The 24,990-nt window shown below is 70.9% G+C and carries 19 protein-coding genes and 1 pseudogene; 8 read left to right on the forward strand and 12 right to left on the reverse strand.

The window, feature by feature from the left end:
- Nucleotides 1-24 precede the first annotated feature (24 nt).
- From FHT38_RS19285 to FHT38_RS19300, 4 genes are all read right to left on the reverse strand, one after another.
- Entirely contained in the window at nt 25-2,697 is a 2,673-nt protein-coding gene (locus tag FHT38_RS19285; protein WP_183492922.1) for a 2-oxoglutarate dehydrogenase E1 component, read from the reverse strand.
- Nucleotides 2,698-2,770: 73 nt separating this feature from the next.
- Nucleotides 2,771-4,315, reverse strand: coding sequence for a methyl-accepting chemotaxis protein (locus tag FHT38_RS25700; protein ID WP_183482592.1), 1,545 nt, complete (start codon nt 4,313-4,315; stop codon nt 2,771-2,773).
- A 262-nt stretch (nt 4,316-4,577) separates the two neighbouring features.
- Nucleotides 4,578-4,814 (reverse strand): hypothetical protein, encoded by a 237-nt coding sequence (locus FHT38_RS19295; protein WP_183482594.1) that lies wholly within the window; start codon nt 4,812-4,814, stop codon nt 4,578-4,580.
- Nucleotides 4,815-5,042: 228 nt separating this feature from the next.
- On the reverse strand, nt 5,043-8,129 hold the full coding sequence (locus FHT38_RS19300; protein WP_183492923.1) for a two-component regulator propeller domain-containing protein: 3,087 nt from the start codon (nt 8,127-8,129) through the stop codon (nt 5,043-5,045).
- Nucleotides 8,130-8,516: 387 nt separating this feature from the next.
- Here FHT38_RS19300 and FHT38_RS19305 point away from each other — a divergent pair, with 387 nt between their 5' ends.
- The 3 genes from FHT38_RS19305 to FHT38_RS19315 all read left to right on the forward strand — a co-directional run bounded on the left by FHT38_RS19305 (nt 8,517) and on the right by FHT38_RS19315 (nt 11,953).
- Nucleotides 8,517-9,908 carry a hypothetical protein gene (locus FHT38_RS19305; protein ID WP_221213856.1) on the forward strand — a complete coding sequence of 464 codons (1,392 nt, stop codon included), beginning with the start codon at nt 8,517-8,519 and terminating at the stop codon, nt 9,906-9,908.
- 54 nt (nt 9,909-9,962) lie between these two features.
- A complete protein-coding gene (locus FHT38_RS19310) occupies nt 9,963-10,811 on the forward strand; it encodes a DNA adenine methylase (protein WP_183492924.1) in 849 nt (282 codons plus the stop codon).
- Nucleotides 10,812-10,966: 155 nt separating this feature from the next.
- Nucleotides 10,967-11,953 (forward strand): aldo/keto reductase family oxidoreductase, encoded by a 987-nt coding sequence (locus tag FHT38_RS19315; protein WP_183492925.1) that lies wholly within the window; start codon nt 10,967-10,969, stop codon nt 11,951-11,953.
- Nucleotides 11,954-11,965: 12 nt separating this feature from the next.
- Here FHT38_RS19315 and FHT38_RS19320 read toward each other — a convergent pair whose 3' ends face one another.
- The 5 genes from FHT38_RS19320 to FHT38_RS19340 form a co-directional block, all read right to left on the reverse strand.
- Nucleotides 11,966-13,021 carry a nitronate monooxygenase family protein gene (locus FHT38_RS19320; protein ID WP_183492926.1) on the reverse strand — a complete coding sequence of 352 codons (1,056 nt, stop codon included), beginning with the start codon at nt 13,019-13,021 and terminating at the stop codon, nt 11,966-11,968.
- A 61-nt stretch (nt 13,022-13,082) separates the two neighbouring features.
- Nucleotides 13,083-13,988 carry an SDR family NAD(P)-dependent oxidoreductase gene (locus FHT38_RS19325; protein WP_183492927.1) on the reverse strand — a complete coding sequence of 302 codons (906 nt, stop codon included), beginning with the start codon at nt 13,986-13,988 and terminating at the stop codon, nt 13,083-13,085.
- A 107-nt stretch (nt 13,989-14,095) separates the two neighbouring features.
- Nucleotides 14,096-16,051: a MacB family efflux pump subunit gene (locus FHT38_RS19330; RefSeq protein ID WP_183482605.1), complete on the reverse strand. Its 1,956-nt coding sequence runs from the start codon at nt 16,049-16,051 to the stop codon at nt 14,096-14,098.
- 2 nt (nt 16,052-16,053) lie between these two features.
- On the reverse strand, nt 16,054-17,259 hold the full coding sequence (locus tag FHT38_RS19335) for an efflux RND transporter periplasmic adaptor subunit (RefSeq protein ID WP_183492928.1): 1,206 nt from the start codon (nt 17,257-17,259) through the stop codon (nt 16,054-16,056).
- A gap of 25 nt (nt 17,260-17,284) precedes the next feature.
- Entirely contained in the window at nt 17,285-18,643 is a 1,359-nt protein-coding gene (locus FHT38_RS19340; RefSeq protein ID WP_310737403.1) for an efflux transporter outer membrane subunit, read from the reverse strand.
- A gap of 414 nt (nt 18,644-19,057) precedes the next feature.
- Between FHT38_RS19340 and FHT38_RS19345 the strand changes: the two genes are divergently transcribed.
- Together FHT38_RS19345 and FHT38_RS19350 are read left to right on the forward strand one after the other, a co-directional pair.
- Nucleotides 19,058-19,516, forward strand: coding sequence for a hypothetical protein (locus FHT38_RS19345; RefSeq protein ID WP_183492930.1), 459 nt, complete (start codon nt 19,058-19,060; stop codon nt 19,514-19,516).
- 8 nt (nt 19,517-19,524) lie between these two features.
- Entirely contained in the window at nt 19,525-19,908 is a 384-nt protein-coding gene (locus tag FHT38_RS19350) for a VOC family protein (RefSeq protein WP_183493601.1), read from the forward strand.
- Nucleotides 19,909-19,945: 37 nt separating this feature from the next.
- On the opposite strand, the gene FHT38_RS19355 is transcribed toward FHT38_RS19350, so the two are convergent.
- Complete coding sequence (locus FHT38_RS19355) at nt 19,946-20,974, reverse strand: transporter (protein ID WP_141225340.1); 1,029 nt, start codon at nt 20,972-20,974, stop codon at nt 19,946-19,948.
- A gap of 387 nt (nt 20,975-21,361) precedes the next feature.
- On the opposite strand from FHT38_RS19355, the gene FHT38_RS19360 reads away from it, so the two are divergent.
- Nucleotides 21,362-21,967 (forward strand): chalcone isomerase family protein, encoded by a 606-nt coding sequence (locus FHT38_RS19360; protein WP_147241678.1) that lies wholly within the window; start codon nt 21,362-21,364, stop codon nt 21,965-21,967.
- Nucleotides 21,968-22,038: 71 nt separating this feature from the next.
- On the opposite strand, the gene FHT38_RS19365 is transcribed toward FHT38_RS19360, so the two are convergent.
- Nucleotides 22,039-22,281, reverse strand: coding sequence for a glutaredoxin domain-containing protein (locus FHT38_RS19365; protein WP_091727472.1), 243 nt, complete (start codon nt 22,279-22,281; stop codon nt 22,039-22,041).
- A gap of 42 nt (nt 22,282-22,323) precedes the next feature.
- Between FHT38_RS19365 and FHT38_RS19370 the strand changes: the two genes are divergently transcribed.
- Both FHT38_RS19370 and FHT38_RS19375 read left to right on the forward strand, forming a co-directional pair.
- Nucleotides 22,324-23,544 (forward strand): helix-turn-helix domain-containing protein, encoded by a 1,221-nt coding sequence (locus FHT38_RS19370; protein WP_183492931.1) that lies wholly within the window; start codon nt 22,324-22,326, stop codon nt 23,542-23,544.
- 90 nt (nt 23,545-23,634) lie between these two features.
- Nucleotides 23,635-24,299: pseudogene (locus FHT38_RS19375) on the forward strand (hypothetical protein).
- 25 nt (nt 24,300-24,324) lie between these two features.
- Here the strand turns inward: FHT38_RS19375 and FHT38_RS19380 are convergent.
- Entirely contained in the window at nt 24,325-24,897 is a 573-nt protein-coding gene (locus FHT38_RS19380; protein ID WP_183492932.1) for a CAP domain-containing protein, read from the reverse strand.
- Nucleotides 24,898-24,990 lie beyond the last annotated feature (93 nt).

Genomic DNA, 24,990 nt, shown 5'->3' on the forward strand with positions numbered 1-24,990 from the left:
GCGCCGGTCGCGGGCGCGGCGCGCCTAGGCTTCGCCGAGCGCGCGGGCGACCAGTTCCACCTGCTCCAGCTGATGGATGGCATGCGAGGAGGTGGCGCCCGAGCCGTTCGGCCGCCGCGCCACGCAGCGCAGCCGCGCATGCGGCGGCAGCAGCTCATCCATCTGCTCGCGGATGAAGGACCAGGCGCCCTGCTGCCGGTGCTCCTCCTGCACCCAGGTGATTTCCACCAGCGCCGGATACCGCGCCAGCAAGGCCTCCAGCGCCTGCGCCGGGAACGGATAGAACTGCTCGATCCGCGCCACCGCCAGGTCCGCCCGCGCGACCGAACGCCGCCCGCGGTCCAGGTCGTAATAGACCTTGCCGCTGCACAGCAGCAGGCGCTCGACCTGGCGCGGGTCCTCGACCGTCGTGTCGTCGATGACCGTCTGGAAGCTGCCCCCGGTGAGTTCCTCGATCCCGGCGTGCGACGCCTTCTCCCAATAGAGCGTGCCCTTGGGCGTCATCACGATCAGCGGCTTGCGCAGCGTGTCGAAGGCCTGCCGGCGCAGCAGGTGGAACCACTGCGCCGCCGTCGACGGGCAGGCCACGCGCAGGTTGTCCTCGCCGCACAGCTGCAGGAAGCGGCTCAGGTAGCCGCTCGAGTGGTCCGGCCCGATGCCCTCGTTGCCATGCGGCAGCAGCACCGCCAGCGAGGAGGTGTCGCCCCACTTCTCCTCGCCCGAGCTGATGTACTGGTCGACGAAGACCTGCGCGCCGTTGACGAAGTCGCCGAACTGCGCTTCCCACACCGTCAGCGTGCGTGCGGCGCCGACGCTGTAGCCGTACTCGAAGCCCAGCACCGCCTCCTCGGACAGCGGCGAGTTGTGGATGTCGAAGCGGCCGCTGGGGCCGTCGCCGGCCGCCACCTGGCGCAGCGGCACGAACTCCGCGGCCGTGCCGTCGCGCGCGCCGCCCGCGCCGCCAGCCTCCTGCGAGGTCCAGACCGCCTGGCGGTGCAGGAAGGTGCCGCGGCGCACATCCATGCCGGAGACCCGCACGTTCAGTCCGCCGCGCAGGATGGTGGCGTAGGCCAGGTTCTCGGCGAAGCACCAGTCGGCCCGCAGCGGCGGCTCGGCCAGCCCGGCCATGCGGCGCCAGTGGTCGACCAGCGTGCGCACCATCGCATGCGGCTCGAAGCCGTCGGGCAGCGTCGTCATCGGGTCGATCAGCGCCTGCACGCCGGCCGCGTCCAGGGCCGGCACCGCGCCCGGCCGGCGCAGCGGCGACGGCGTCTCGTCCTCGGCCGGCAGCGCGGGATCGGAGAAGGCCTGGTGGGCCCGCACCCGGCTACGCGTCACGTGCGAGGCCAGGTCGGTGTCGGGCGGCACCACGCGGTCAGCGCGCAGCGCCGCGGCGTAGCGATCGACGATGGTCGGGTGCGACTGCGTCAGCGCATGGATGCGCGGTCGCGTCAGCGCCGGCACGTCGCTTTCCGAATGGCCGAGCCGGCGGTAGCCGATCAGGTCGATGACGATGTCGGAGCCGAAGCGCGCGCGCCAGGCCATCGCGATCGCGGCGGCCCGCAGCGCCTGCTCGGGCTCGTCCGCGTTCACGCGCAGGACCGGCGCGTCGATCATGCGGGTGACGTCGGTGCAGTACTGCGCGGGCCAGGCGCTCATCGGGTTGGGCTCGGTGAAGCCGACCTGGTTGTTGATGATCACGTGCACCGTGCCGCCGACCGTGTAGCCCGGCTTGCCGCCCAGCATCAGCGTCTCCATCACCACGCCCTGCCCCGCGAAGGCGGCGTCGCCATGCAGCATCAGCGGCAACACCAGGCGCCGGCCGTCCTGGTCGGCGCGCTCGCGGCTGAGCGCGTCCTGGCAGGCGCGCGCCAGGCCGGTCAGCACCGGATGCACGCTCTGCAGGTGGGACGGGTTGTGCGCCAGCGTCAGCGTCAGGCGGCCGCGCGGCGTGTCCAGCTCGCGCTCGCCGCCCAGGTGATAGACCAGGTCGGTGTGGCGCTCCGGATGCGGCGACTTCGGATCGAAGTGGTCCAGCACCTGCGCCGGCGGGAAACCCATCAGGTTGACCAGCACGTTGACCCGCCCGCGGTGCGGCATGCCCAGGAAGATCCGCCGCACGCCGTGGCCGGCCGCCTCGGCGCAGAGCGCGTCCAGCAGCGGAATCAGCGTCTCGTTGCCTTCCAGCGAGAAGCGCTTCGCATGCGGGAAGGCCTGGGCGACATGCTCCTCCCAGCCCTGCGCGCGGATCAGCCGGTCGAGCAGCGCGAGCCGCTCCGCCGCGCCGCCCGGCACCGGCGGCGAGGCCTCCATCTCGTGATGCAGCCAGTCTCGCCGCGACGCGTCGCGCACCGCGCTGGCGTCCAGGGCCAGGCCGCCGCAGTAGATGGCCTTGAGCGCGCGGTCCAGGTCGCCGACGGTGCGCGCGCTCCACAGCGGCGCGCCGGCCGGCGACAGCCATTCGCCGGGCTGCAGACCGAAGCACTGCGGATCGAGCAGCCCCGGATCGGCGGGCCGCGACACGCCCAGCGGGTCGAGCCGCGCGCTGCGGTGGCCGTCGCGGCGGTGCGCTTCGATGAAGGCCAGCACCTCGGGGCGCCAGCGCGCCGAGGCGGGCGGCGAGACCGGCGACGAAGCGGACGGTGCGGGGGAAAGGGATGCGGGCGCCGTCGCGCCCTCCTGGATCCTGTCGTTCATGCGGGTCGCTCCCTGGTGAGTCGACGAAGACGGCGCGGCGATGACAGCGCCGCGGGCACGGGGCGCGCCGGCGCTACAGCACGAAGGCGCGGACCGCGTTGTTCAGATGGGCGGCCTCGTCCTCCAGCGCCTTGGCCGAGGCGGTGCTCTGCTCGACCATCGCCGCGTTCTTCTGCGTGGTGTCGTCCATCTGCATGATGGCCATGTTGACCTGCTCGATGCCCATGCTCTGCTCGCGGCTGGAGGCGCTGATCTCGGCGACGACGCCGCTGACCTGCTGGATGCCGGTGACGACCTGGGTCATGGTGGCGCCGGCCTGCTCGACCAGCCGGCTGCCGGCGCCGACCTGCTCGGTGGACGCGACGATCAGGTCCTTGATCTCGCGCGCGGCACCGGCCGAGCGCTGCGCCAGCGCCCGGACCTCCGAGGCGACGACGGCGAAGCCGCGGCCGTGCTCGCCGGCCCGGGCGGCCTCGACCGCGGCGTTCAGCGCCAGGATGTTGGTCTGGAAGGCGATGCCGTCGATCGTGCCGATGATCTCGCCGATGCGCTGCGAGGACGCGGAGATCGAGCTCATCGTCGCGACCACCTCGCCCACCGCCTTGCCGCCCGCGCTCGCCACCTGCGACGCGGACGCGGCGCTGGCATTGGCCTGGTCGGCGTTGTCGGCGCTCATGCGCACCGCGGCGGTGAGCTGCTCCATCGCGGACGCCGTCTGCTGCAGCGCGCTGGCCTGGGCCTCGGTGCGCGCCGACAGGTCGGCGTTGCCCTGCGCCACCTCGCGGGCGGCGGCCGAGATCGTGTCCGCGCCCTGTCGCACCTCGGAGACGATCCGGTGCAGGCTGCGCACCATGTGCTGCAGCGCGGCGATCAGGCGGCCGATCTCGTCGCTGCTCTGCGGCAGCTCGCGGGGCGTGAGATCGCCCTTGGCGACGTCCTCCGCCAGCGCGATGGCGCCGTGGATGCGCTGCGTGATCGAGCGGGTGATGCTGTAGGCGGTGACCACGCCCAGCAGCACGGCGATCGCGGCCACCACGCTCATCCAGAGCTTGGAGCGCTGCGCGTCCGCCTTGGCCCGGGCGACGTCGTCGGCCATGGCCTTGGACTGGTACTCGACCATCTTGTCGATCAGCGCGTAATAGCGCACCTGCAGCTGCGCCATGTCGCCCTGGTAGACGGCCATGGCCTCCTCGCGCTGGCCCGCGGCGATCAGGTCGAAGAGCTTGCGCACCGCCGCCCCGTAGGCTTTGCGGGCCTCCGACTGCTCGGCGAAGATCGCCTTGGCCTCGTCGGTGTTGAGCATCTTCTCGAAGCGCGCGAAGTTCTCGGTGTTGGCGGCGCGGACGAGGGCGTACTCGTCCATGTAGCGCTTGGCCTGCGCGGGATCGGTGGCCATCAGCAGCCGGCCGATCACTATCACGCCGCGGTCGCCGACATTCTTGATGTCGTCGCTCACGGCGATCTGGGCGTAGCGGTCATCGACCACCCGGTCCATGGTGCCGCTGGTGCGATTGAGCACCGAAACGGCGACGGCCAGCACCAGCAGCAGCAAGGCGATCACGATCGCGAACGCGGCGGCCAGCCGCGTTCCGATCTTGAAGTTGGACAACGTCGGCATGTTCTTTTCTCCCTGAAAGCCCACGGTCAGTCCTGGACGGGGCAATGCGCGGGCCGGCAAGCGACCGGATGAACCGGCCCCGGACCCATGGGCGGAGCGGCGTGGGCAAGCAGGATGCCCACGGGCCGGCGGCCCGCGTCATTGCGCGCTTCGATTCGTCAGGAAGGGCCGGCGCGGCGTGCATGCCCGCGCCACAGGCGCCGCACGCGCCGAATCGGGGCCGGGCACGCGGCTTGGCGGTGTGGGCGACTCGCGTGTTTGCTCACGCTTGTTCCGCAAAGGTGGCGATGTACTGGCAGGCCACCCGGTCGGCGTGGGCGACGGCCTCGTCGGGGGACGGAAATTCGTCCTCCAGCTCATGCCAGGCGGTGACGCCCGGCCGGCCGTCCTCTTCGCCCTTGACGACGAAGCGTCCCCGCCAAGGCCCGGCGCCCTGCCCGAGCGCGTCGAGAACATAGGTGCGGCCTCTGTGCTGGCGGACGGAAGGCGTGGTCGTCATGGTCGGCAACGGTCGGACGGACGCTGGGATGCCGGGTCGACGGGCGCGAGGGGAGGCGCGCACGGACACGGGTGACGCGGTGTCCGTGGTTGTACACCCTTGCTCGCTTCACGGGAATGAAATCCTTGCGGCCGAACAGGGCCGCATCCCCCTGGCAGAGGACGCATCGGCTGTCGACGCGCCGGCCCGGGCGCCAGTCGTTGCCCCGGCGCCGCCCCCGCGGACGCCTCAGCGCACGCAGTTGCGCCCGTCGCGCTTGGCGGCGTAGAGCGCGTCGTCGGCCTCGGCGATGAGGCTCTCCAGCCCACGCTCGTCGTCCGGCACGCAGGCGGCGACGCCCAGGCTGACGGTGATCACCGGCCCCACCGGCGAGGCCGGGTGCGCGATCGCCAGCGACTCGATGGCGGCGCGGATGTGCTCGGCCACCCGCTGCGCCGCGTCGCGGTCGGCGCCGGGCAGCAGCACGACGAATTCCTCGCCGCCATAACGCGCCGCGAGGTCGCCCGCCCGCCCGATCGAGGCCCCCAGCACCGCGCCGACCGCCGCCAGGCACTCGTCGCCCTTGAGGTGGCCCAGCTGGTCGTTGTAGGGCTTGAAGGCGTCGACATCCGCCAGCACCAGCGCCAGGGAGGTGCCGGCGCGGCGCGCGCGGCGCCATTCCTCGTCGGCCGCCTCGTTGAAGCGGCGGCGGTTGGGCAGGCCGGTGACGGCGTCGAGGAAGGACAGCTGCTTCAGATGCTCATTGGCCTGGCGCAGTTCCTCGGTGCGCTGGGCCACCAGGCGTTCCATCTCGACCTGGCGGCGGCGCAGCTGGCGCATCCGCAGCATCACGGCGCCGGCGAAGCCGCCGATCGCCGCCAGGCCGACCAGAAGATGGAACCAGCCGGTCTCGTGGAAGCGCGGCCGCACGGTGACGGGCAGCGGCGCCTGCGCCTCGCGCCAGCGCTGGCCATCCGCCGAGGCGGCCAGCCGCAGCCGGTACTCGCCGTGCGACAGCGCGGGGAAGGTCAGTTCGCGGTCCTGGCCCACGTCGGTCCAGCCGCGCGACAGGCCTTCCATCCAGAAGCGGAAGCGCACCCGGTCGGCCTCGCGCAGCGTGGAGGCGGCCAGGCTCACCGACAGCGCCACCGGCCCGGGAGGCAGGTCCAGCGGGCGGCCGTCCAGCGGCACCGGCGCGCCGTCGACCTTGATCTGCTCGATGCGCACGGCCGGGGGCTCGCCGCCACCGGGCAGGCGCGCCGGATCCACGACGACCAGCCCCGACGACGAGGGCAGCCAGGCGCGTCCGGCCGCGTCGATCGCGCCGGCGGCCTGCAGGTTGCCGGCGAAGCTGGTGGCGCGCAGCGCGTCGCCCGGGCCGAAGCCGAGCGAGCGGACCTGCTTGAGCCGGCCGTCGATCAGGCCGTCCAGGTCGTCGCGGGCGACGCGGTAGAAACCGCGGTTGCAGGTGATCCAGAAGTTGCCGGCGCGGTCCTCCAGGAGCACCTGCGACAGCCCGTCCCACAGGCCGTCGGCCGGGCGCACCGCGCCGATCTTCCCGTCCTTGAGGCGGTTGATGCCCTCGCCGTTCGTGCCGATCCAGAGCGCGCCGCGCGCGTCCTCCGTGAGCGCGATGACCCAGTCGGACAGCAGGCCGTCGGCGGTGCTGAAGTGCCGCGCCTTGCCGTCGCGCCAGCGCACCAGGCCCTGGCCGGTGGTGCCGAACCAGAGCGTGCCGGCGCGGTCCTGCAGGATCGCGGCGACGCCCTCGTCGGGCAGTCCGGGCGCGCGGACCTGCTCGAAGCCGCGGCCGTTGAAGCGCGCCAGCGCCGAGCGCGTGCCGACCCACACGGTGCCGTCGCGGTCCTCGTAGAGGGCGCGCACCTCGACGCCGGGCAGGCCGCTGTCCGGGCCGAAGCGCTCGATGCGGCCGTCGGGCAGCCGCCGCGCGACGCCGGCGGTGTAGGTGCCGATCCACAGCGTGCCGTCGCGCGCCTCGTGCATGGTCGAGACCTCGTCGGTGGGTAGGCCGTCGGCCTGGCGCAACGTCGTGATGCGGCCGTCCCGCAGGCGGTTGATGCCGCCGCCGGCGGTCGCGGCCCAGATCGCGCCGTCGCGCGCGGCGACGACGGAGCGGACGTTGTCGTGGCTCAGGCCCTCCGGCGTGCCGATCGCGGTGAAGGCGCGGTTGCGCAGCCGGTTCAGGCCGTCGACCCAGGTGCCGACCCAAATGCTGCCCTCGCGGTCCGCCATCAGCGACCAGACCTGGCCGCCAGCGAGCCCGCCGGCCGGCCCCGGCCCGGCGGAGATCGTGCTGAAGCGTCCGTCATGGAGGCGGCTGACGCCGGCGCCCCAGCTGCCGATCCACAGGTCGCCGCGGAGGTCGCGGGCCAGCGCGGTGAGGTGGTCGCTGGGCAGGCCGTCGGCGGTGGTGTAGACGCGCATGTCCGGGCGGTCGACCGCATGCAGGCGCACCAGCCCGCCGCCAGCGGTCGCGGCCCAGACGCCGCCGGCCGGATCCGGCAGCACGAAGCGCACCTGCGGATGCGGGAAGCCGGTCGACGCGTCGAAGACGTGGAACTTGCCGTCCGTCGTCATCGCGAACAGGCCGGCGCCGGTGGTCGCGATCCAGAGCGTGCCCGCCGTGTCGAAGACGACGGTGCGCAGCCGCGCGGCGGGCAGGCCATCGGCGGCGCCGAAGGTCTTGACCGCGCCGTCCTTCCAGCGGACCAGCGCGCCGTCGCCGGCGGCCCAGATCGCGCCGGACTTGTCTTCGGCGAGCGACCAGATCCGCCGGCCGCCGGCCTGTGCCTTCGAGATCGCCGCGCTGAAGCGCCCCTGCGCGTAGACCGTGACGCCGCCGGGATGCCCGATCCACAACCGGCCCTGGCGGTCCTCCAGCAGCGCGAAGACGGGCTGCGAGGCGACGTCGGGCGCCTGCGCGGCGTCGAAGCTGATGAAGCGCCGGCCGTCGAAACGGGCCAGGCCGCCGGCGGTGCCGATCCACAGGCCGCCGTCGCGCGATTGCAGCAGCGCCTGGACGGTGTTGAGCGGCAGGCCCTGCTCGGTCTGCCAGAGGTCGACCTTGTACTGGCTCACCTCGCGGACCGGATCCGCCAGGTCGCCGGGGGTGATCGCGCTGGCGGCGCCGGCCGGCGCGCTCGCGCCACGCGCCGCCGCAACCGGTGCCGCCGTCGCCGGGATCAAGGCGGCCGCCAACAGCATGGCCATCGCCGCGAACGCGCGTCGCAAGAACGCGGCAGGCGTGATGGACGCAGCACGCGCGGCAAGCGCGCGCTCGGCGAAGGCGATGGGGGCGGACCGGTCGGCTGTCATGGGCGGAATCGCAGATTGTGACTGGTCCCTACCATTCGCCTCCGTGGGCGTACAAGCCACAAGGCGGTTCGCGTGAAGCTTTGCTAGCCAGAACGATCTCTTTCCGATCTGGTCGAGGATGACCAAGTGCTTCTTAGTACCGCTTCGGCGACGCGCAGCTAAGAGGCTAGCGCTTATGAGCGTCGGGCGATCATGGATACGAACGAAGCGCCAATCCGCTCAACACGTGTGCACCGGGCCGCCAATATGAGCACTGTCCCTAGTCAGCATTCCGGTTTCGTTCGCTTACAGTGATCGCTGTTCTGAATCTCAATGGGGCGCCAACGTAGTGATCCTATTGGTGGGACCCTTGTTCCGAGGGGAGCAGGGCTTGCAGGGAGAGAATGTATGGCTACCAACTTAGGGGCGCGAAGAATCCGCCCGCGCGCGTCTCAGACCAATGGCGAGGGACGCTATCGCACCATTGACGTCACTAGACTTCATCTCAATAGTCTGAATCCGCGCCATGAGCCGCTGGATGACGAGCCTGCAATAATTCAGCAGCTCTTCAACCACGAGTACGTCGATGTCTTGGCACGAGACATCGCTCTGCGCGGCGAATTGAGTCCCTTAGACGTCATTGGCGTTATACCAATGGCAGGCAACCCAGGGCACTACATCGCGTTAGAAGGAAATCGCCGTACGTGTGCGCTCATCCTCCTCGCCGATCCCAACCGAGCTCCTACGCCCGCGATTCGGCGGCAAGTGCAAGCGCTAGCCGAACAAGGCAATGCGCCGCGAGAAGTGCACGTATATGAGTTTCCAGATCAATCAGCAGCTGACCAATGGATCGATCTGAGACACATGGGAGAACAGGGTGGCATCGGCACCAGAGGCTGGACCCCTTCACAACAGGCGGCCGCCCTCGCTCGTCGAAGCCCCGGTGAGACGCGCCCGTCTCGAGCAGCGGCGCAGCCCAATCTCTTGGCTCTCGCCGTTCTCGATCGTTTGACAGTGCGTGGACTTGTCTCACCAGAGCAGCGTGACCAAGTGAGCCTCACGACGATCACTCGTTACTTAGGGACGCCCTCGGTTCGAACTCTATTAGGGCTAGGAGACCGCTCCCGACTGATCTACACGCACGACGCAGACGAAGTAGACGCGGCCCTGGCTCGCTTCGTGCTCGACAGCTTGCCTCGTCAGGACGGCATCCGGCCATTGGTTCATTCGCGTGCTGACTCAGACGACCGGACGGCATACGCCCGGCAGTTAGCTTCCGCCGGAGTAGCACCCACAACTGCCCTTGCAGCTCCGTCCCCGCCTCCGCTGGTGGAGGCCGGAGGTCGATCTACCCGCCGGAGAAGCGCGAACAATCCCTCGCTGCGTCAAAGGCTGATTACCAGTTCCTTTGTAGTCGAAACCAGCGACAGTGCGCTGCTGAGATTGAGGACCGAGATGCTCCACCTCAACATTGAGCATCACGAGTTTGCGGCCAATTACCTTCTGCGAGCCTTTGTAGAACGAATCATGGTGCTGTTCCTCACGGCACGCGGCAGACACGGTCCGAATCTCTCCGACCGCCGCCTAACACAGCTTTGTACCGAAGAACTGACGCGCTTGAACGCACCGCGTCCGGTCGTTACTGTCGTCAATAATGCGGGGGCTAACGACGCAACTCCGTACAACCTGACTAGCTTGGGATCAGCCGTGCATGGGGGGCACTTCCCCACACAACGCGATCTCGTGAGCCACGCTGACACTTGGCTGCCCGCCCTTCGATTCATGCTCGACTCATTGTGATTGCAGTCCCGCCAAGCGTTGCCTCCCGCGAAAAGCACCGCATTTCCTGACGACATGCCGATCACCAATTCACCTCTGCGTTACCCGGGCGGAAAAACTCAACTCTGGCCCTTCGTTGTAGGCCTGATGCAGGCAAACGACTTGTACAAGGGCATCTATGCCGAGCCGTTCGCGGGAGGAGCGGGCATCGCTTGGCATCTGCTACTGAATGGCCATGTATCAGAGGTGTGGATCAATGACTTGGACCCGGCGATCCACGCATTCTGGTTTTGCGTTCTGAACCATTGCGATGACTTGTGTGAGCTCATCCAAACCACACCAGTCACATTGCCGGTATGGCACGAGCAGCGCGACATCCTTTCCAAGGGCTCGCAGTCCCCCTTGGAACTTGGCTTCGCGACGCTTTTCCTGAATCGAACCAATCGTTCTGGAATCCTGAAAGGAGGGGTCATTGGCGGACTCAAGCAGGATGGCAACTACAAGATCGGCTGTCGCTACAACGCCGCCGAGCTGATTCGAAAGATTCAACGAATTGCCAATTATCGGAGTGTAATTCGACTCTCGCGACTCGACGCAATTGCTTGCATTCGCCGCTGGGACAAATCACTTCCCACCCGTTCGTTGATCAACCTAGATCCTCCGTATTTCACTCAGGGAAAAGCTCTCTACTTGAACTATTACCAAGCGCGCGACCATGAGCGACTGGCTAAGGTGGTGTCCGGCCTAAAGCGTCCATGGATGGTGACCTACGATGACGCGCCGGAGATTGAAGCTCTGTATGCGGGGTTCCCCCAGTACAGAAACAGCTTGATCTATTACGCACAGACGAAACGACGCGCGAATGAGTTGCTATTCCTGTCGAATTCGCTTTACCCGCCCGCGCCGGCACAAGACGCAGCTTGAACGAATCAAGACAGTGCTAAGCCACCCATAAAACTTTGAGCGAGCCGTGCCACCGAGTAGCACTCGGACTCGTCACAACACTTTTTGGCTGCGCCTGCCTTTCTGGCAGGTGCTGATTGACGCTAGACCGAAGCCGCCCCGCTATCTTCCCCCCCATGAGCTCCGTGATCCCCGCCCTTCCGCTGCAGCAGCACCTCCCGACCGCCAGCCCGCTCGCCTACGGCTGCATGGGCCTGGGCGGCGGCTGGGACCGGCAGCCGTGGAGCGACGCGGATGTCGACCATGCGCAGGCCGCCGTCGAGGCGGCGATGGAGATCGGCGTCACCCTGTTCGACCACGCCGACATCTACACCTTCGGCAAGGCCGAGTCGGTCTTCGGCGCGCTGTTCAAGCGCCAGCCTTCGCTGCGCGACCGCCTCGTGCTGCAGAGCAAGTGCGGCATCCGCTTCGCCGACGACGAGGGCCCCAAGCGCTACGACCTGTCCGGCGGCTACATCGTCGAGGCGGTCGAGGCGAGCCTGCAGCGCCTGGGCACCGAGCGCCTGGACATCCTGCTGCTGCACCGCCCCGATCCGCTGATGCAGCCCGACGAGATCGCCGAGGCCTTCCAGCGCCTGCGCGCGGCGGGCAAGGTCGCGCATTTCGGCGTGTCCAACATGAACGGCGGCCAGATGGCCTGGCTGGGTCACGCGCTGGCGCAACCGCTGGTCGTCAACCAACTCGAACTCGGCCTGGGCCACCTGGAGCCGCTGGACGCGGCCACCTGTTTCAACGACCGCCAGGCTGGCAGCCGCCCCGGCGCGCTGGCCTGGGCCGGCACGATGGAGCATTGCCAGCAGCACGGCATCCAGCTGCAGGCCTGGAGCGCGCTGGCCCGCGGCCGCTTCAGCGGCGACACCGCGCAGGACCCCGCCGACGAAGCGGCACGCGCGCTCGTGCGGCAACTGGCCCTGCGGCACGAGGTCAGCACCGAAGGCATCCTGCTCGCCTGGCTGATGAAGCACCCGGCGCGCATCCAGCCCGTGATCGGCAGCGCCAACCCGGATCGCATCCGCGCCTGCGGCGATGCGCTGCGGGTGCAACTCAGCCGCGGCGAGTGGTACGCGCTCTACGAAGCGGCCCGCGGCGCGCCGCTGCCTTGAGCGCGGCGACGGTCAGAAGGCCGCGCTGAGCTCGGTCACCAGCGCGGCGGCGCCGATCTCGCGCAGCGCCGCGAAGTTCTGTCCCGCCCACAGCGGCGAGAAGTCGCCACTGCCCTGCGCCTCCGCCTTCGCGCGCAGCGGCGCGATGCTCGCGGTGGCCAGCGGGAAACGCGGCGCCGCTTCGTTCAGCGGCCCGACCTCGCGCATCACGCGGTTGACGACGCCGCGCGCCGGACGGCCGGTGAAGAGGTTGGTGACCGCCGTGTGGTGATGCGCGGGATCGCGCAGCACCGCGCGGTGGACGGCGCTGGTGGTCGCCTCCTCGCACAGCAGGAAGGCCGTGCCCAACTGCACCGCCGACGCCCCCAGCGCCAGCGCGGCGCGGATGCCGCGGGCCTCGGCGATGCCGCCCGCCGCGATGACCGGCACCTGCACCGCGCGCACGATCTGCGGCAGCAGCGCCATCGTGCCGGGCTGGCGCGTCAGGTCGTCGCTGAGGAAATGGCCGCGATGGCCACCGGCCTCCCAGCCCTGCGCGATCACGCCGTCCACGCCGTGGGCCTCGAGCCAGCGCGCCTCGTCGACGGTGGTGGCGCTGCCCAGCACCAGGCTGCCCCACCCCTTCACCCGCGCGACCAGTTCCTGCGACGGCAAGCCGAAATGGAAGCTCACGACCGGCGGCTTGAAGGGCTCGACCAGGTCGGCGATCTCCGCGGTGAAGGGCTGACGACCCGGTCCTGCCGGGATCTGCGCGGCATCGATGCCGAACTCGGCGTAATACGGGCCGAGGCGATCGCGCCAGCGCGTCTCGCGGGCCTCGTCCGGCGACGGCGGCGTGTGGGCGAAGAAGTTGACGTTGAACGGCTTGTCGGTGCCGTCGCGCAGCGCCTGCAGTTCCTTGCGCAGGGCATCCGGCGCCAGCATCGCCGCGGGCAGCGAGCCCAGCCCGCCGGCGTTGCTGACCGCGATCGCCAGCCGCGCGTCCTGCACGCCGGCCATCGGCGCCTGGATCAGCGGCAGGCGGGTGCCGAGGAAGAAGGGGGCGAAGGGCGCGCTGGAGGTGGGCATGGCGGCGGATCCTGGACTCGACGGAACGAGCCGCGATGATCGCGCAAGCGCAATGCCCCTGTCAGCCCGCGTCCAACTCGAAGGGCGGAATGCGGCGGCCGTCGATGTCGGTGAAGCCGTACTCGGCGGCCAGGTCGCCGACGCGCCAGACCCGGCCGCTGCGCGCCATCACCGCCGGGTCCGCGGCCAGCGCGACGACCGCGCGGCCGACATACCGCGGCGACTCGGTGCCCGCGAGCTCGGGGCGCTCGCGCCAGTGCGCCTCGTCGGTGTGATGGCCGGCGAGCACGAACTCGGTCCGCATCCAGCCCGGCGACACCGCCACCGACGCCACGCCATGCGGCTTCAGGTCCTGCGCCATCGCGCCCGCCATCCGCGTCATCGTCGCCTTGGCCAGGTCGTAGACCAGGTTGCCCTTGAGGAAGCGGTCCCGATCCCAGAAGGTGGTGGTGACGATCAGGCCGCTGCCGCGCGCGATCATCAGCGGCGCCGCGGCGCGGCTGGCCAGCAGGTGGTTGCGCGCGCCGCGGTCCAGCATCGCGTCCCACTCGTCCATCGAGCGCTCCCAGAACGGCGCGTCGAAGACGCCGCTGAAGACCTCGTGGCCGCCCCACGCGTTGTTGACCAGCAGGTCCAGCCGGCCCTGCTCTGTCTGCACCCGCTCGAACAGCGCGTGCACCTGCGCTTCGTCGGTGTGGTCGCAGCGGGCGGCGATGCCGCGCCCGCCCAGCGCGGTGAGCTCGTCGGCGGTGTCATCGACGGTGCCGGGAATGCGGTCCAGGCCCGACAGCGCCTGGATGCGGCCGTATTGCGTCGCCGGTTCCGCGCGGGTGCTGCGGCCGGTGACGTAGACCGTCGCGCCGGCGGCGCCCAGTTCCAGCGCGATGCCCCGGCCCGCGCCCCGGCTCCCGCCGGTCACCACGGCCACGCGGCCGGCCAGCGGCCGATCGATCCGTTCAGTGCTCATGTCGTCTCCCGTTGCTGTGAGCGGAAACGATACGCGGCCCTCGATGGGCCGCGCGTCAAGTCCTGTCAGGAGACGGGGCTGTCGCGCGACAGCCCGGGGAACCCCTCTCAGGGTCGCGCCAGCGCCTCCACCGGATCCAGCCGCGCGGCGCTGCGCGCGGGCAGGAAACCGAAGATCACCCCGATCAGCGAGGACACCGCGAAGGCGCCGGCGATCGCCGTCATCGAGACGATCATCCGGAACCCCATCCCCGCGGCGAAGTGGTTGAACAGCAGGCTGGCGCCGACCGCCAGCGACACGCCCAGCCCGCCGCCGATCAGGCAGACCAGCACGGCCTCGATCAGGAACTGGCGCAGGATGTCGCTCTGGCGCGCGCCGACGGCCATGCGCACGCCGATCTCGCCGGTGCGCTCGGTCACCGACACCAGCATGATGTTCATCACCCCGATGCCGCCGACCAGCAGCGAGATCAGCGCGATCGACGAGATCAGCAGCGTGATCGTCGCCGTCGTCTGCTCCACCGTCTGCCGGATGCTGTCGGTGTTGAACAGGAAGAAGTCGGTCGCGCCATGGCGCTGCGCCAGCAGGGTGCGGATGCCCTGCTCCGCCGCCGCGTTGGGCACCGCGTCGCTGACCCGCACGGTGATGCTGCGCAGGTAGTCCTGGCCGGTCATGCGGCTCATCGCCGTCGTGTAGGGCACCCAGACGTTGATCGCGTCGTCGTTGCCGAAGGCGCTGGCCTTCTTCGCCGTCACGCCGACGATGCGCACCGGCACGTTGCCCAGCAGGATGACCTCGCCCAGCGCCGGCTCGCCATTCGGGAACAGCGTCTTGCGCGCGTTCTCGTCGATCACCGCGTCCTGCGCCCGGGCGCGCACCGCCGCCGCGTCGAAGGCCCGGCCCTGCGCCATCGTGTAGCCGCGCACGCGGAAGAACTGCTCGCCGACGCCGGTGACGCTCGCGCTCACGTCGACGCTGCGGTAGCGCAGCCCCGCGGCCACGGCGACCGACGGCGTCACGCTGTCCACGTAGTCGAGCTGCGCCAGCGCGTCGGCGTCGCCGGCCCGCAGCGTCCGGATGGCGCCGGCCCGCCGGTCGCCGAAACCCTCGCCCGGCATGACGTCGATGGTGTTGGTGCCCATCGCGCTGATGTCGGCCAGCACCTTCTCGCGTGTGCCCTGCCCCAGCCCGACGACCGACACCACCGAGGCGATGCCGATGATGATCCCCAGCATCGTCAGCAGCGTGCGCAGGCGGTGCGCCAGCATCGCCTTGAGCGCCATGCCGGTGGCCTCCGCCACGCGCCCCAGCACCGCCGCCCAGGCCGCGCCGGGCGGCGCCGGATCGGGCTTGGCCAGCACCGCCGGCGGCGCCGCATCCGGCCGGCGCCGGTCGGCGACGATGACGCCGTCGCTGATCTCGATCACCCGCTGCGCATGCGCCGCCACCTGCGCGTCGTGCGTCACCAGGATGACCGTGTGGCCGTCGGCATGCAGTTCCTCGAGGATGGTCATGACCTCGCGCCCGCTGGCCTGGTCGAGCGCGCCGGTGGGTTCGTCGGCCAGGATCACGTCGCCGCCGTTCATCAGCGCCCGCGCGATCGACACCCGCTGCTGCTGGCCGCCGGACAGCTGGCCGGGCCGGTGATGCAGGCGCTCCGCCAGGCCCAGCCGCGCCAGCAGCGAGCGGGCGCGCGCATGCCGATGCGCGGTGCCCGCGCCGGCGTAGATCGACGGGATCTCGACGTTGCCGACCGCGTCCAGGTCGCCCAGCAGCTGGTAGCGCTGGAAGATGAAGCCGAAGTGCTCGCGCCGCAGGCGGGCGAGCTCGTCCGGTCCCATCGCGCCGGTCTCCTGGCCCGCGACGCGGTAGCTGCCGCGCGTGGGCCGGTCCAGGCAGCCGAGGATGTTCATCAGCGTCGATTTGCCGGAGCCCGACGGACCGATGATGGCCACCATCTCGCCGGCCTCGATCGTCAGGTCCACATCGCGCAGGACGGCGACGGTGCCTTCGCCGGCCGGGTATTCGCGGACCAGGCCGCGCAGTTCGAGCAGGGCCGCCATGCTCACATCCGCGGCGGCGGACGACGACCGTCGCTCGCCGCGCCGGGGGGCGCCGCCTCGGCGGTCACGACACGCTCGCCTTCCTTCAGGCCGTCCAGCACCTGCGCGCGCACCCGGTTGTTCAGACCGACGCGGACGACGCGATCCTCGATGCGGCCGTCGGCGCCGAGCACGCGGACCTTGTGGCGATCGCCGCTGCTGCCCTCGCGCGCGCCGAGCGCCGCCACCGGGATCGTCAGCGCCGCCTTCGCCTGCGCCAGCACGATGGTCGCCTGCGCGGTCATGTTGATGCGCAGCGTGCCGTCCGGATTGGGCACGTCGAAGATGCCGTTGTAGTAGATCGCGTTGGTCGTGCCCGACGTGGAACTGGAAGTGGAGGTGGTCGCCGAGCTGTCCGCCAGCGTGGTGTCGCCGGGCTCGACCGCGCGCAGCGTCGCCTGGATGCGGCGATCCGGCTCGCCCAGCAGCGAGAAGTGGACCGGCATGCCGGGCTTCACGCGCGGCACGTCGGCTTCGGAGATGCGGGCCTTGATCGTCATCGTGTCCAGGCGCGCGAGCTTGATGATCGTGGGCGCCGTCTGCGCCGCGTTCACCGTCTGGCCCTGTTCCGTCACGATCGCGACGACGGTGCCGTCCATCGGCGCCAGCACGCGGGCGTAGCCGAGGTTCAGCTGCGCGGTGTCGACGTTGATCCGCGCCTGCGCCACCATCGCGCGCTGCGACTCGACATCGGCGCGCGCGGTGTTCAGCGTGGCCTCGGCGGCCTCGAGGTCGGCGCGGGCGCCGGCGTCACCGGCGGCCAGTTCGCGCTGCCGTTTCGCGGCCAGCTCCGCCTGGACCAGCGTCGCCTGCCGGGCGCCGAGCAGCGCCTCCGCGCTGCGCAGCGAGGCCTGCGCGTCGCGCAGCGCGTTCTGCTGCGTCAGCGCGTCGATCTCGGCGATCAGTTGGCCTTCCTTGACCTTGTCGCCCAGCGCCACCGCCAGCCGCTTGACCTCGCCGGTCGCGCGCGCGCCGACGCTCACCAGCTTGTACGCATTGATCGTGCCGGTGGCCAGCACGCTGACCTCCAGGTCGCCGCGCTCGACCGCCGCCGAGGTCACCTGCGGCGGGGGCGGCGGGCTGAACCAGACCGCCTTCACGATCAGCGCCATCACCACCACGCCCGCCGCGACCGCCACCAGCCGGCCCGGCTTCATCCACTGCTTCATCGGATCTCCCTCAATCCCTGGTCATTCACGGGCGCTGCCAGCCACCACCCAGCACCTTGTAGAGCGTGAGGCGGTTGAGCTGCTCGCTCAGCCGCAGCGTCACCAGCGCCTGCTGCGCGCTCACCAGCGAGCGCTGCGCGTCGAGCAGGTCCAGCTGCGTCGTGCTGCCGGCGCGGTACTGGGTTTCCGCCAGGCGCAGTTGCCGCTCGGAGGACGCGAGCAGCGACTGCTGCAGCGCGAGCCGGTCGGCCAGCGTCGCGCGCACGGCGAGCGCGTCCGCCACCTCGCGGAACGCGGTCTGGATGGCCTTGTCGTAGCTGGCCAGCGCGATGTCGCGGCCCACCTCGGCCTGGCGCAGCGCCGCATCGCGCGCGCCGCCGTCGAAGATCGGCAGCGAGGCCGACGGGCCGAGGCTCCAGCTCCCGCTGCCCGCCTTGAACAGGCCCGACAAGGCGCTGCTGCCGGTGCCGGCGCTCGCGGTCAGGCTGATGGTCGGGAACAGCGCGGCGCGCGCGGCGCCGATGTCGGCATGGCGGGCGATCAGCGCGTGCTCGGCGGCCTGCACGTCGGGCCGGCGCTGCAGCACCGACGACGGCACGCCGCCGGGCAGGTCCACCAGCAGGCTGACCGTGGCGAGCGCATCGGTCGCTTGCGGCTCGAGCGCTGCGGGCAAGCTCGCGCCGAGCAGCAGTTCCAGCGCGTGCCGGTCCTGGGCGATCGTCGCCGGCCAGGCGGCCACGTCGGCCCGCGCGCTGCCCAGCGCCGTGCGCGCCTGCGCGAGCACCAGGCCCGAGACGGCGCCGGCCGCATGCCGGCGCTGCGTCAGCGCGAAGGAGCGCTCCTGGCTCTCCAGCGTCTGCTGAGCCAGCCGCTGGCGCTCGAGGTCCGCGGCCCAGGTGAGCCAGGCGCTCGCGCTTTCGGCCACCAGGCTGATCTGCACGCTGCGCCGCGTCTCGTCGGCGGCCAGCAGCGACTGCTCCGCCGACGCGCTCAGGTTGCGGACGCGGCTGAAGACATCGAGTTCATAGCTGGCCAGCGCCAGTTGCAGCGACACCTGCTGCGTCACCTGCCCAGCGCTGCCGCCGCGGCTGGCGCCGGCCGAGGCGGTCAGCGTCGGCAGCCGCTGCGCCTCGGTCTGGCGGAAGGCGGCGCGCGCCTGGTCGACCTGCAGCGCGGCCACGCGCAGGTCGCGGTTCTCGCGCACGGCCAGGTCGACGACGCCGCGCAGGCGCTCGTCCAGGAACACCGCATGCCAGTCGAGCGCGGCGGCGTCGGTCGCAGCCGGTGTGGCGGCGGTGCCCCGCGACGGCACGGCGGCGTCGGGCCGGCGGTAGTCCGGCGCGAGGTTGACGCAGCCGGCCAGCATCAGCGCGGCGGCCAGCACGGCGATCGGCGCCAGGGACGGAGAGCGGGATGAAGGACGGCGTGAGGCAGACGGGCGGGCGGATCGTGGCCCCGGAGACGGGAGTCGGGTCATCGGCAAGCGGACGGACGGGACGGAACGGGGACGGCCGCCGGCGCGAGGGGCGCGGGCCGGTGGCGTCAACGGTGCCGCGCATCATGCATCAGCGACCGGCGCGCGGATTTACGCGGCGGTAAATCGCGATGTCAGAACTGATGCATGTGGACACAGGACCCGTCGCACATCGCCGATGGGACCGGCGCTGTCGGGGTGTGAGTTCCGTCGTCCCCGAGATCAGGGGCGGTGCGCATCGCGCGCATAAACCCCATTCACACGCGCTTGACGTGACAGGGCTAGGCTGTCGACTTCGTCCTGCGAGGCGAACCAGGAGTTGCCGTGACTGACCTTTCCTCGATCCAGCGCCCTGCGACCGCGGTCCGCGCCGCGATCGCGGTGGCGGTCCTGGGCGCCCTGCTGAGCGCCTGCGGTGCTGACCGCGTCCCGGGCAAGCCGGCGATGAGCGCCCATGAAGCCACCCAGCACGATCGCTGCATCGCGTTGCTGCGTCCGATGCTGCATGGGCAGCCGGTGCGTTCGACCTCGATCGAGCGCGGCCCGAACGGGCTGGACTACGTGTGGATCAATGCCGAGGTGCATGACGACGCGGACGACGTCGAGCGCCGGGTCGCCAAGGGCGCGCGCTTCGCGGGCCACTGCCAGTTCGATGCCGGTGGAGAATCCGTGCACCTGCACGCCTACGCGCTGGAGGCCGGCGACGCCCCCGCGACGCCGGCGGTGGACTACCGCTTCGTCGCGGGTTCCCGCGACACGGTCGCGAGCGCCGATCCGCGATGAGCCCACCCATGCTGCTGCGCATCCACCACGCCGCGATCATCTGCGCCGACTACGAGCGCTCGCGCCGCTTCTACACCGAGGTCCTGGGCCTGCGCGTGATCACGGAGACCTACCGCGAGGCGCGGCGCTCCCACAAGCTGGACCTGGCGCTGCCGGACGGCTCGCAGATCGAGCTGTTCAGCTTTCCCGACGCGCCGCCACGGCCGTCCTATCCGGAGGCGCAGGGGCTGCGCCATCTGGCCTTCGAGGTGGACGACGTCGAGCGCGGCAAGGCCGAGCTCGAGGCGCGCGGCGTGAGCGTCGAGGCGGTGCGCGTCGACGAGCTCACCGGCAAGCGCTTCACCTTCTTCGCCGACCCGGACGGGTTGCCGCTCGAGCTTTACGAGCGCTGAGCGCCATCCGCGCCATCGCGGCGCGGACCCATGGCGCTCAGTTCAGCCGGTAGTTCAGTCGCAGCCAGGTGACCGTGCCCTCGGGGCGATTGCGCACCGAGAACTCCTTCATCACCTTGAAGTCGACGCCCCAGTCGCCGCTTTCCGCCAGGTAGGCGATCAGCGGGCCGGCGGACAGCGCCTGGACCTTGTTGGCGCCGGCGTCGCCGCCGCGGTCGGCGGTGAACTGCTTGAGCACGTAGCCCTGCACGCCGAACTTCCACTGGTCGTTCAGCTGGTAGGTGCCGGACCAGTCCGCATGCAGGTACTGGCCGGAGCGAACGCCGGTGTCGTCATTGCGGGTGTTGAAGGAGTAGGTCGCGCGCAGGCCGACGGCGAAGCCGTTCTCCCACACGCGCGAGGCCACCAGCAGCGGCTTGAAGGTCCAGTACTTGCCGGCGCCCGGATTGACCGGACGGTCCGCGTCGTAAGAGCCCATCGGCGGGTTGAACGCGACGCCCAGCGCCACGCGCGATTCGTCCTGCTGCCAGTCGAGGTAGGCCGCCAGCTCCGGATCGGCCATGCCGCTGCGCTTGCCCGAGAGCGCGCCGCCCGCGGCGGCCAGCTGCTGGTTGACGGCCGCGGCGACATTGGCCGGCACGCCGGCCGGCAGCACCGTGGTCAGCGTGAAGTCATTGGTCTGGCGGACCAGCGGGAAGGCGGCGGAGAAGCCCAGGCGGCCGTCCATCACGATCTTCTCGGTGACCCAGGTCAGTCGCGGCACGAAGACGTCGGCCTTGATCGAGCCGTTCACCGTCAGCGGCAGCGTGCCGACACCCGGGATCGTCAGCGCCTGGGTCGGCGTCTTGCCATCGGCGTCGCGCAGCTTGTCGGCCTCGTAGTGCTGGTACCAGAACTGCGCATAGAGACCGGGGAACTGCGGCGTCGAGATCTCGTACGACGGCGCGCCCAGCAGGGCACGCACCTGGCTGTTCTCGGTGGCGTGGGCGGCGCCCGCGGCGGCGAGCGAGGCGACGGCCACGGCGACGAGCGCGCGCGGCATCAGGCAAAGACGGTCGATGGACACGGGGATCCCTCCGGGGTGCTTGGAATAAGGTCTGCGGTGTTCGGGCGCCTGCATCGTGTCGGACCACCGGTCTTCAGGCGGACTGCAACTGGTGCCGTGCCCGCGCGTGGCGGCGTCGATGAAGCGGCGCGCATCGTGCCAGCGGATGCCGGCGGCTCGCGTGCCAAACGTCACGTGGACCACCGGATTAGAGGCACGGCCCCAGTTTCCGGGGCTGACGCGCCACACCGTCGCGCGCTTTAATCCGGTCCGCACAGCGCCCGCGATCGCCGTCACCATCGGCTCAAACTCGCGACGCCCCGAGTGCGGGCCCGTTTCGCCACCGCGTCCGGCCGGCTCGCGGATTCCCCTGACAACACGACGCGCCACGCCTGGAGGAGACTTCCCATGCTTCGTACCGCTCTTGCCCGTTCCGCCCGGAACGCCCTGTTCATCGGCCTGATCGCGGCATCGACCTGGGCCGCCGCCGCGGAGGTCGAGGTGGAAGGCTACAAGTTCCAGGACACGGCCACGCTGCACAACCAGGTGCTGCAGCTCAACGGCGCGGCCACGTCGAGCATCCTGTCGACGCGGTCGACGGCGGTGGCCTTCTACCTGCCGCGCAAGCAGACCACGATGGAAGCGGCTGTGGCCGAGAAGGGGGCCAAGCGCATCACCTTCTACATGATGCGGGACGTGTCCTCGCGCGACCTGGCCAACGCGATGCTCGACCGCATCCGCCAGAACGCGGCGGACGAGTTCGCGAAGAACATCATCCAGACCTCGCAGCTGGGCGTGGTCTTCGGCAATCGCGCCAAGCTGCTCAAGGGCGACCTGGTCACGATCGACTACGACCCGGCGAAGCAGACCACCGAGTTCAACGTCAACGGCCAGAAGGTCGGCGACACCATCCAGGGCGAGAGCTTCTTCCCGATGATGATGAAGGTCTGGATCGGCCCGAAGGTGCGCGGCAGCACGCGGGACGGACTGCTAGGCATCGCGCCGGCGAAGTGAGCGCCGGGCGGGAACCCCGATGACGACGGGCCTCTGGCCCGTCGTCGTGTTTCAGCGCTGGCGTAGCGCGCTCAGCGGCCGAGCTGCTTCAGCGCCGCCTGCAGGCCGGTGACACCGCCGACGCGCTGGTCGTTGATGAAGACCTGCGGCATCTGCCGCACCGACGGGCCGCACTTCTCGTAGAAGGCCATGCGCTCGGCCTCGTCGTCGATCAGGATTTCCTGGAAGGCCATCCCGCGCGACTTGAGCAGCATCTTCGCCGTGTCGCATTGCGGGCAGGCGGACTTGGAGTAGACGACGATCTTGAGTTCCATGGGGCCGGAGTGTATGCGCCGTCGCGCTTAAGCTCCGCGCCCATGGACGCCCTGATCAACGCCGCCGCGCGCTGTCTCGCCGCCGGGGATGCGCTCGGCGCGCTGCAGCGGGTGGCCTTGCGCGAGGACCCGCCCGCGCTCGCGCTGCGCGGCATCGCGATGGCGCAGCTCGGCGAGCATCCGCGCGCCCGCGACCTGCTGCGGCGCGCCGCCAAGGGCTTCGGTCCGAAGGAGGCCGTGGCCCGCGCGCGATGCGTCGTGGCCGAAGCGGAAGTCGCCCTCGCGATGCGCGACCTGGGCGAGCCCGCGCGAGCGCTGCTGCAGGCGGCCGAGGTCCTCGAGGCCCACGATGACCGCGCCAACGCCTTGCTGGGCCGATGGATCGCGGCGCGGCGCCTGATCCTGCTGGGACGGCTCGACGAGGCCAGGCGCGCGCTGCCCATCGAGGAACCCACGCGATCGCCGCCACTGCTGGCGGCCATGGCGGGATTGACGACCGCCGAGCTCGCGCTGCGCTCGCTGCGCAGCGGGGAGGCCGTGGCGGCACTCGACGCGGCTGCGATCGCCGCGCGGCGCTCCGGCGTGCCGGCGCTGATGGCGGAGGCCGACGCGATGCGGGCCCTGCTCGACCAGCCGGTGGCCCGGCGCATCGACGCGGGCACGGAACGTCCCTTGCGGCTCGCCGAGGTCGAGGCGCTGCTGCAGTCGCCCGCGTTCGTCGTCGACGCCTGCCGGCGAGCGATCCGCGGTGCCGGCCTGGCTGTGGACCTGGCGCGCCGGCCAGTGCTGTTCAGCCTGGCGCGCGCGCTGGCCGAGGCCGGCCCGGCAGGCGCCTCGCGCGCCGCGCTGATCCTGCGCGCCTTCCGGGCGCGCCATCCGGACGAGACCCATCGCGCGCGCCTGCGCGTGGAACTCGGCCGGCTGCGGGCGCTGCTCGCGCCGGCGGCCCACATCGAAGCGACCCCCGATGGCTTCGCGCTGCGCGCCGAGGCGGGCCGGTCGGTGACGGTGCTGGTGCCGCCGATCGAAGGCGAGTCCGCCGCCTTGCTGGCGCTGCTCGCCGACGGCAACGCCTGGTCGACCTCGGCCCTCGCGCTGGCCCTGGGCGCGAGCCAGCGGACGGTGCAGCGCGCGCTGGCGGACCTGGAGGCCGACGGACGGGTGCGGGCGCTCGGCCTCACGCGTGCCCGGCGCTGGCTGGCGCCGCCGATGAGCGGATTCGCGACGATCTTGTTACTCCCCGCGTTGCCGCCGTCTGGATAGATTGCGGTCCATGCGGCGACGGTCGCCGCGAAGGAGAACCCGATGTCCTCGACCGCTTCCACGGCCTGCGATCCCCATGCCGAGGCCCGCATGGCCTCCAACCACGGCCTGCCCGAGGCCCGTCCCGCCGAGGTCGTGCGCGAGTACGGCCCCTACCCCGGCGCGCCCGCCGTCCACGGTGTCCCAGCCACGACGGCGACCGCGTCTGGGCCGCGACGGCGCTTGGGCTGCTGGCGATCGATCCGGCCAGCGGGGAGGTCCAGCGCACGCTGCCCTGTGCCGCCGACGCCGGCACGGCCTTCGATGGCCGCCACCTGTACCAGATCGCCGATGCGCGCATCCACAAGATCGATCCCGCCAGCGGCCGCGTGCTCGGGTCGATCCCGGCGCCATCGGGTCAAGGCAGCGATTCCGGACTCACCTGGGCCGAAGGCAGCCTGTGGGTGGGCCAGTACCGCGACCGCACGATCGTGCAGATCGATCCCGAGACCGGCGCGGTGCGGCGCAGGATCGAGTCCAACCGCTTCGTCACCGGCGTCACCTGGGTCGATGGCGAACTCTGGCATGCCACCTGGGAAGGCGACGAGAGCGAGCTTCGACGCGTCGATCCCGTCGACGGCACGGTGAAGGAGCGGCTCGCGATGCCCGCCCACCAGGGCGTCAGCGGCCTGGAGTCCGACGGCGCCGGCCTGTTCTATTGCGGTGGCGGCGGCAGCGGCAAGCTGCGCGCCGTGCGGCGTCCGCCGCGCGCCTGACAGGCGCGGCGCCCGGGCTGTCGCCTCAGCGTGCCTTGCCCAGGTCCATGACCCAGTACTTGCTGTAGGTGTTGGCCGAGGAAGCCGCCGGCCGGCAGGCGACGCCCATGTCGGCGAAGTTGGCCGACATCAGGTTGGCGCAGTGGCCCGGGCTGTTGCGCCAGGAGCTCATGACCGCCTCGACCGTCGCCTGGCCGGCGGCGATGTTCTCGCCGGCCGCGACCCAGGTGTAGCCGGCGGCGGTGATCCGGTCGGAGAACTTGCGGCCGTCCTGGCTGTCGTGGCTGAAGTAGTTCTTGTTGGCCATGTCCAGCGCGTGCGCGTCGGCGGCCTGCGTCAGCTTGTCGTTCCAGACGACCGGCGCGACGGCGGGGAAGTTCCCCGACGTGCCGCAGCTGGCGCCCGAGGCGCGCAGCGCGTTGATGCGGTCGAGCAGGTCCTGCTTGAAGTTGGGCAGGTCGCAGGTGCCGGCCACGGGGGTGGGCGTCGGCGTCGACGGGGTGGGCGTGGGGGTCGAGCCCGGCGTGCCGGTATCGGCGTCACCGCCGCCACCGCCGCAGGCGCTCAGTCCCAGCGCCAGCAAGGCGGCGGCAATCATCGAAAGGGGCAATGGCCGGCGGACCGGCTTCTCATGGACGTCCATCGCGGCATCTTATGAAACAGCCGGAAAGAAAGCTGGAACGAAACGTAC

The organism is Mitsuaria sp. BK041, assembly GCF_014193085.1.
In the GTDB taxonomy this organism is placed as follows: Bacteria; Pseudomonadota; Gammaproteobacteria; order Burkholderiales; family Burkholderiaceae_C; genus Roseateles.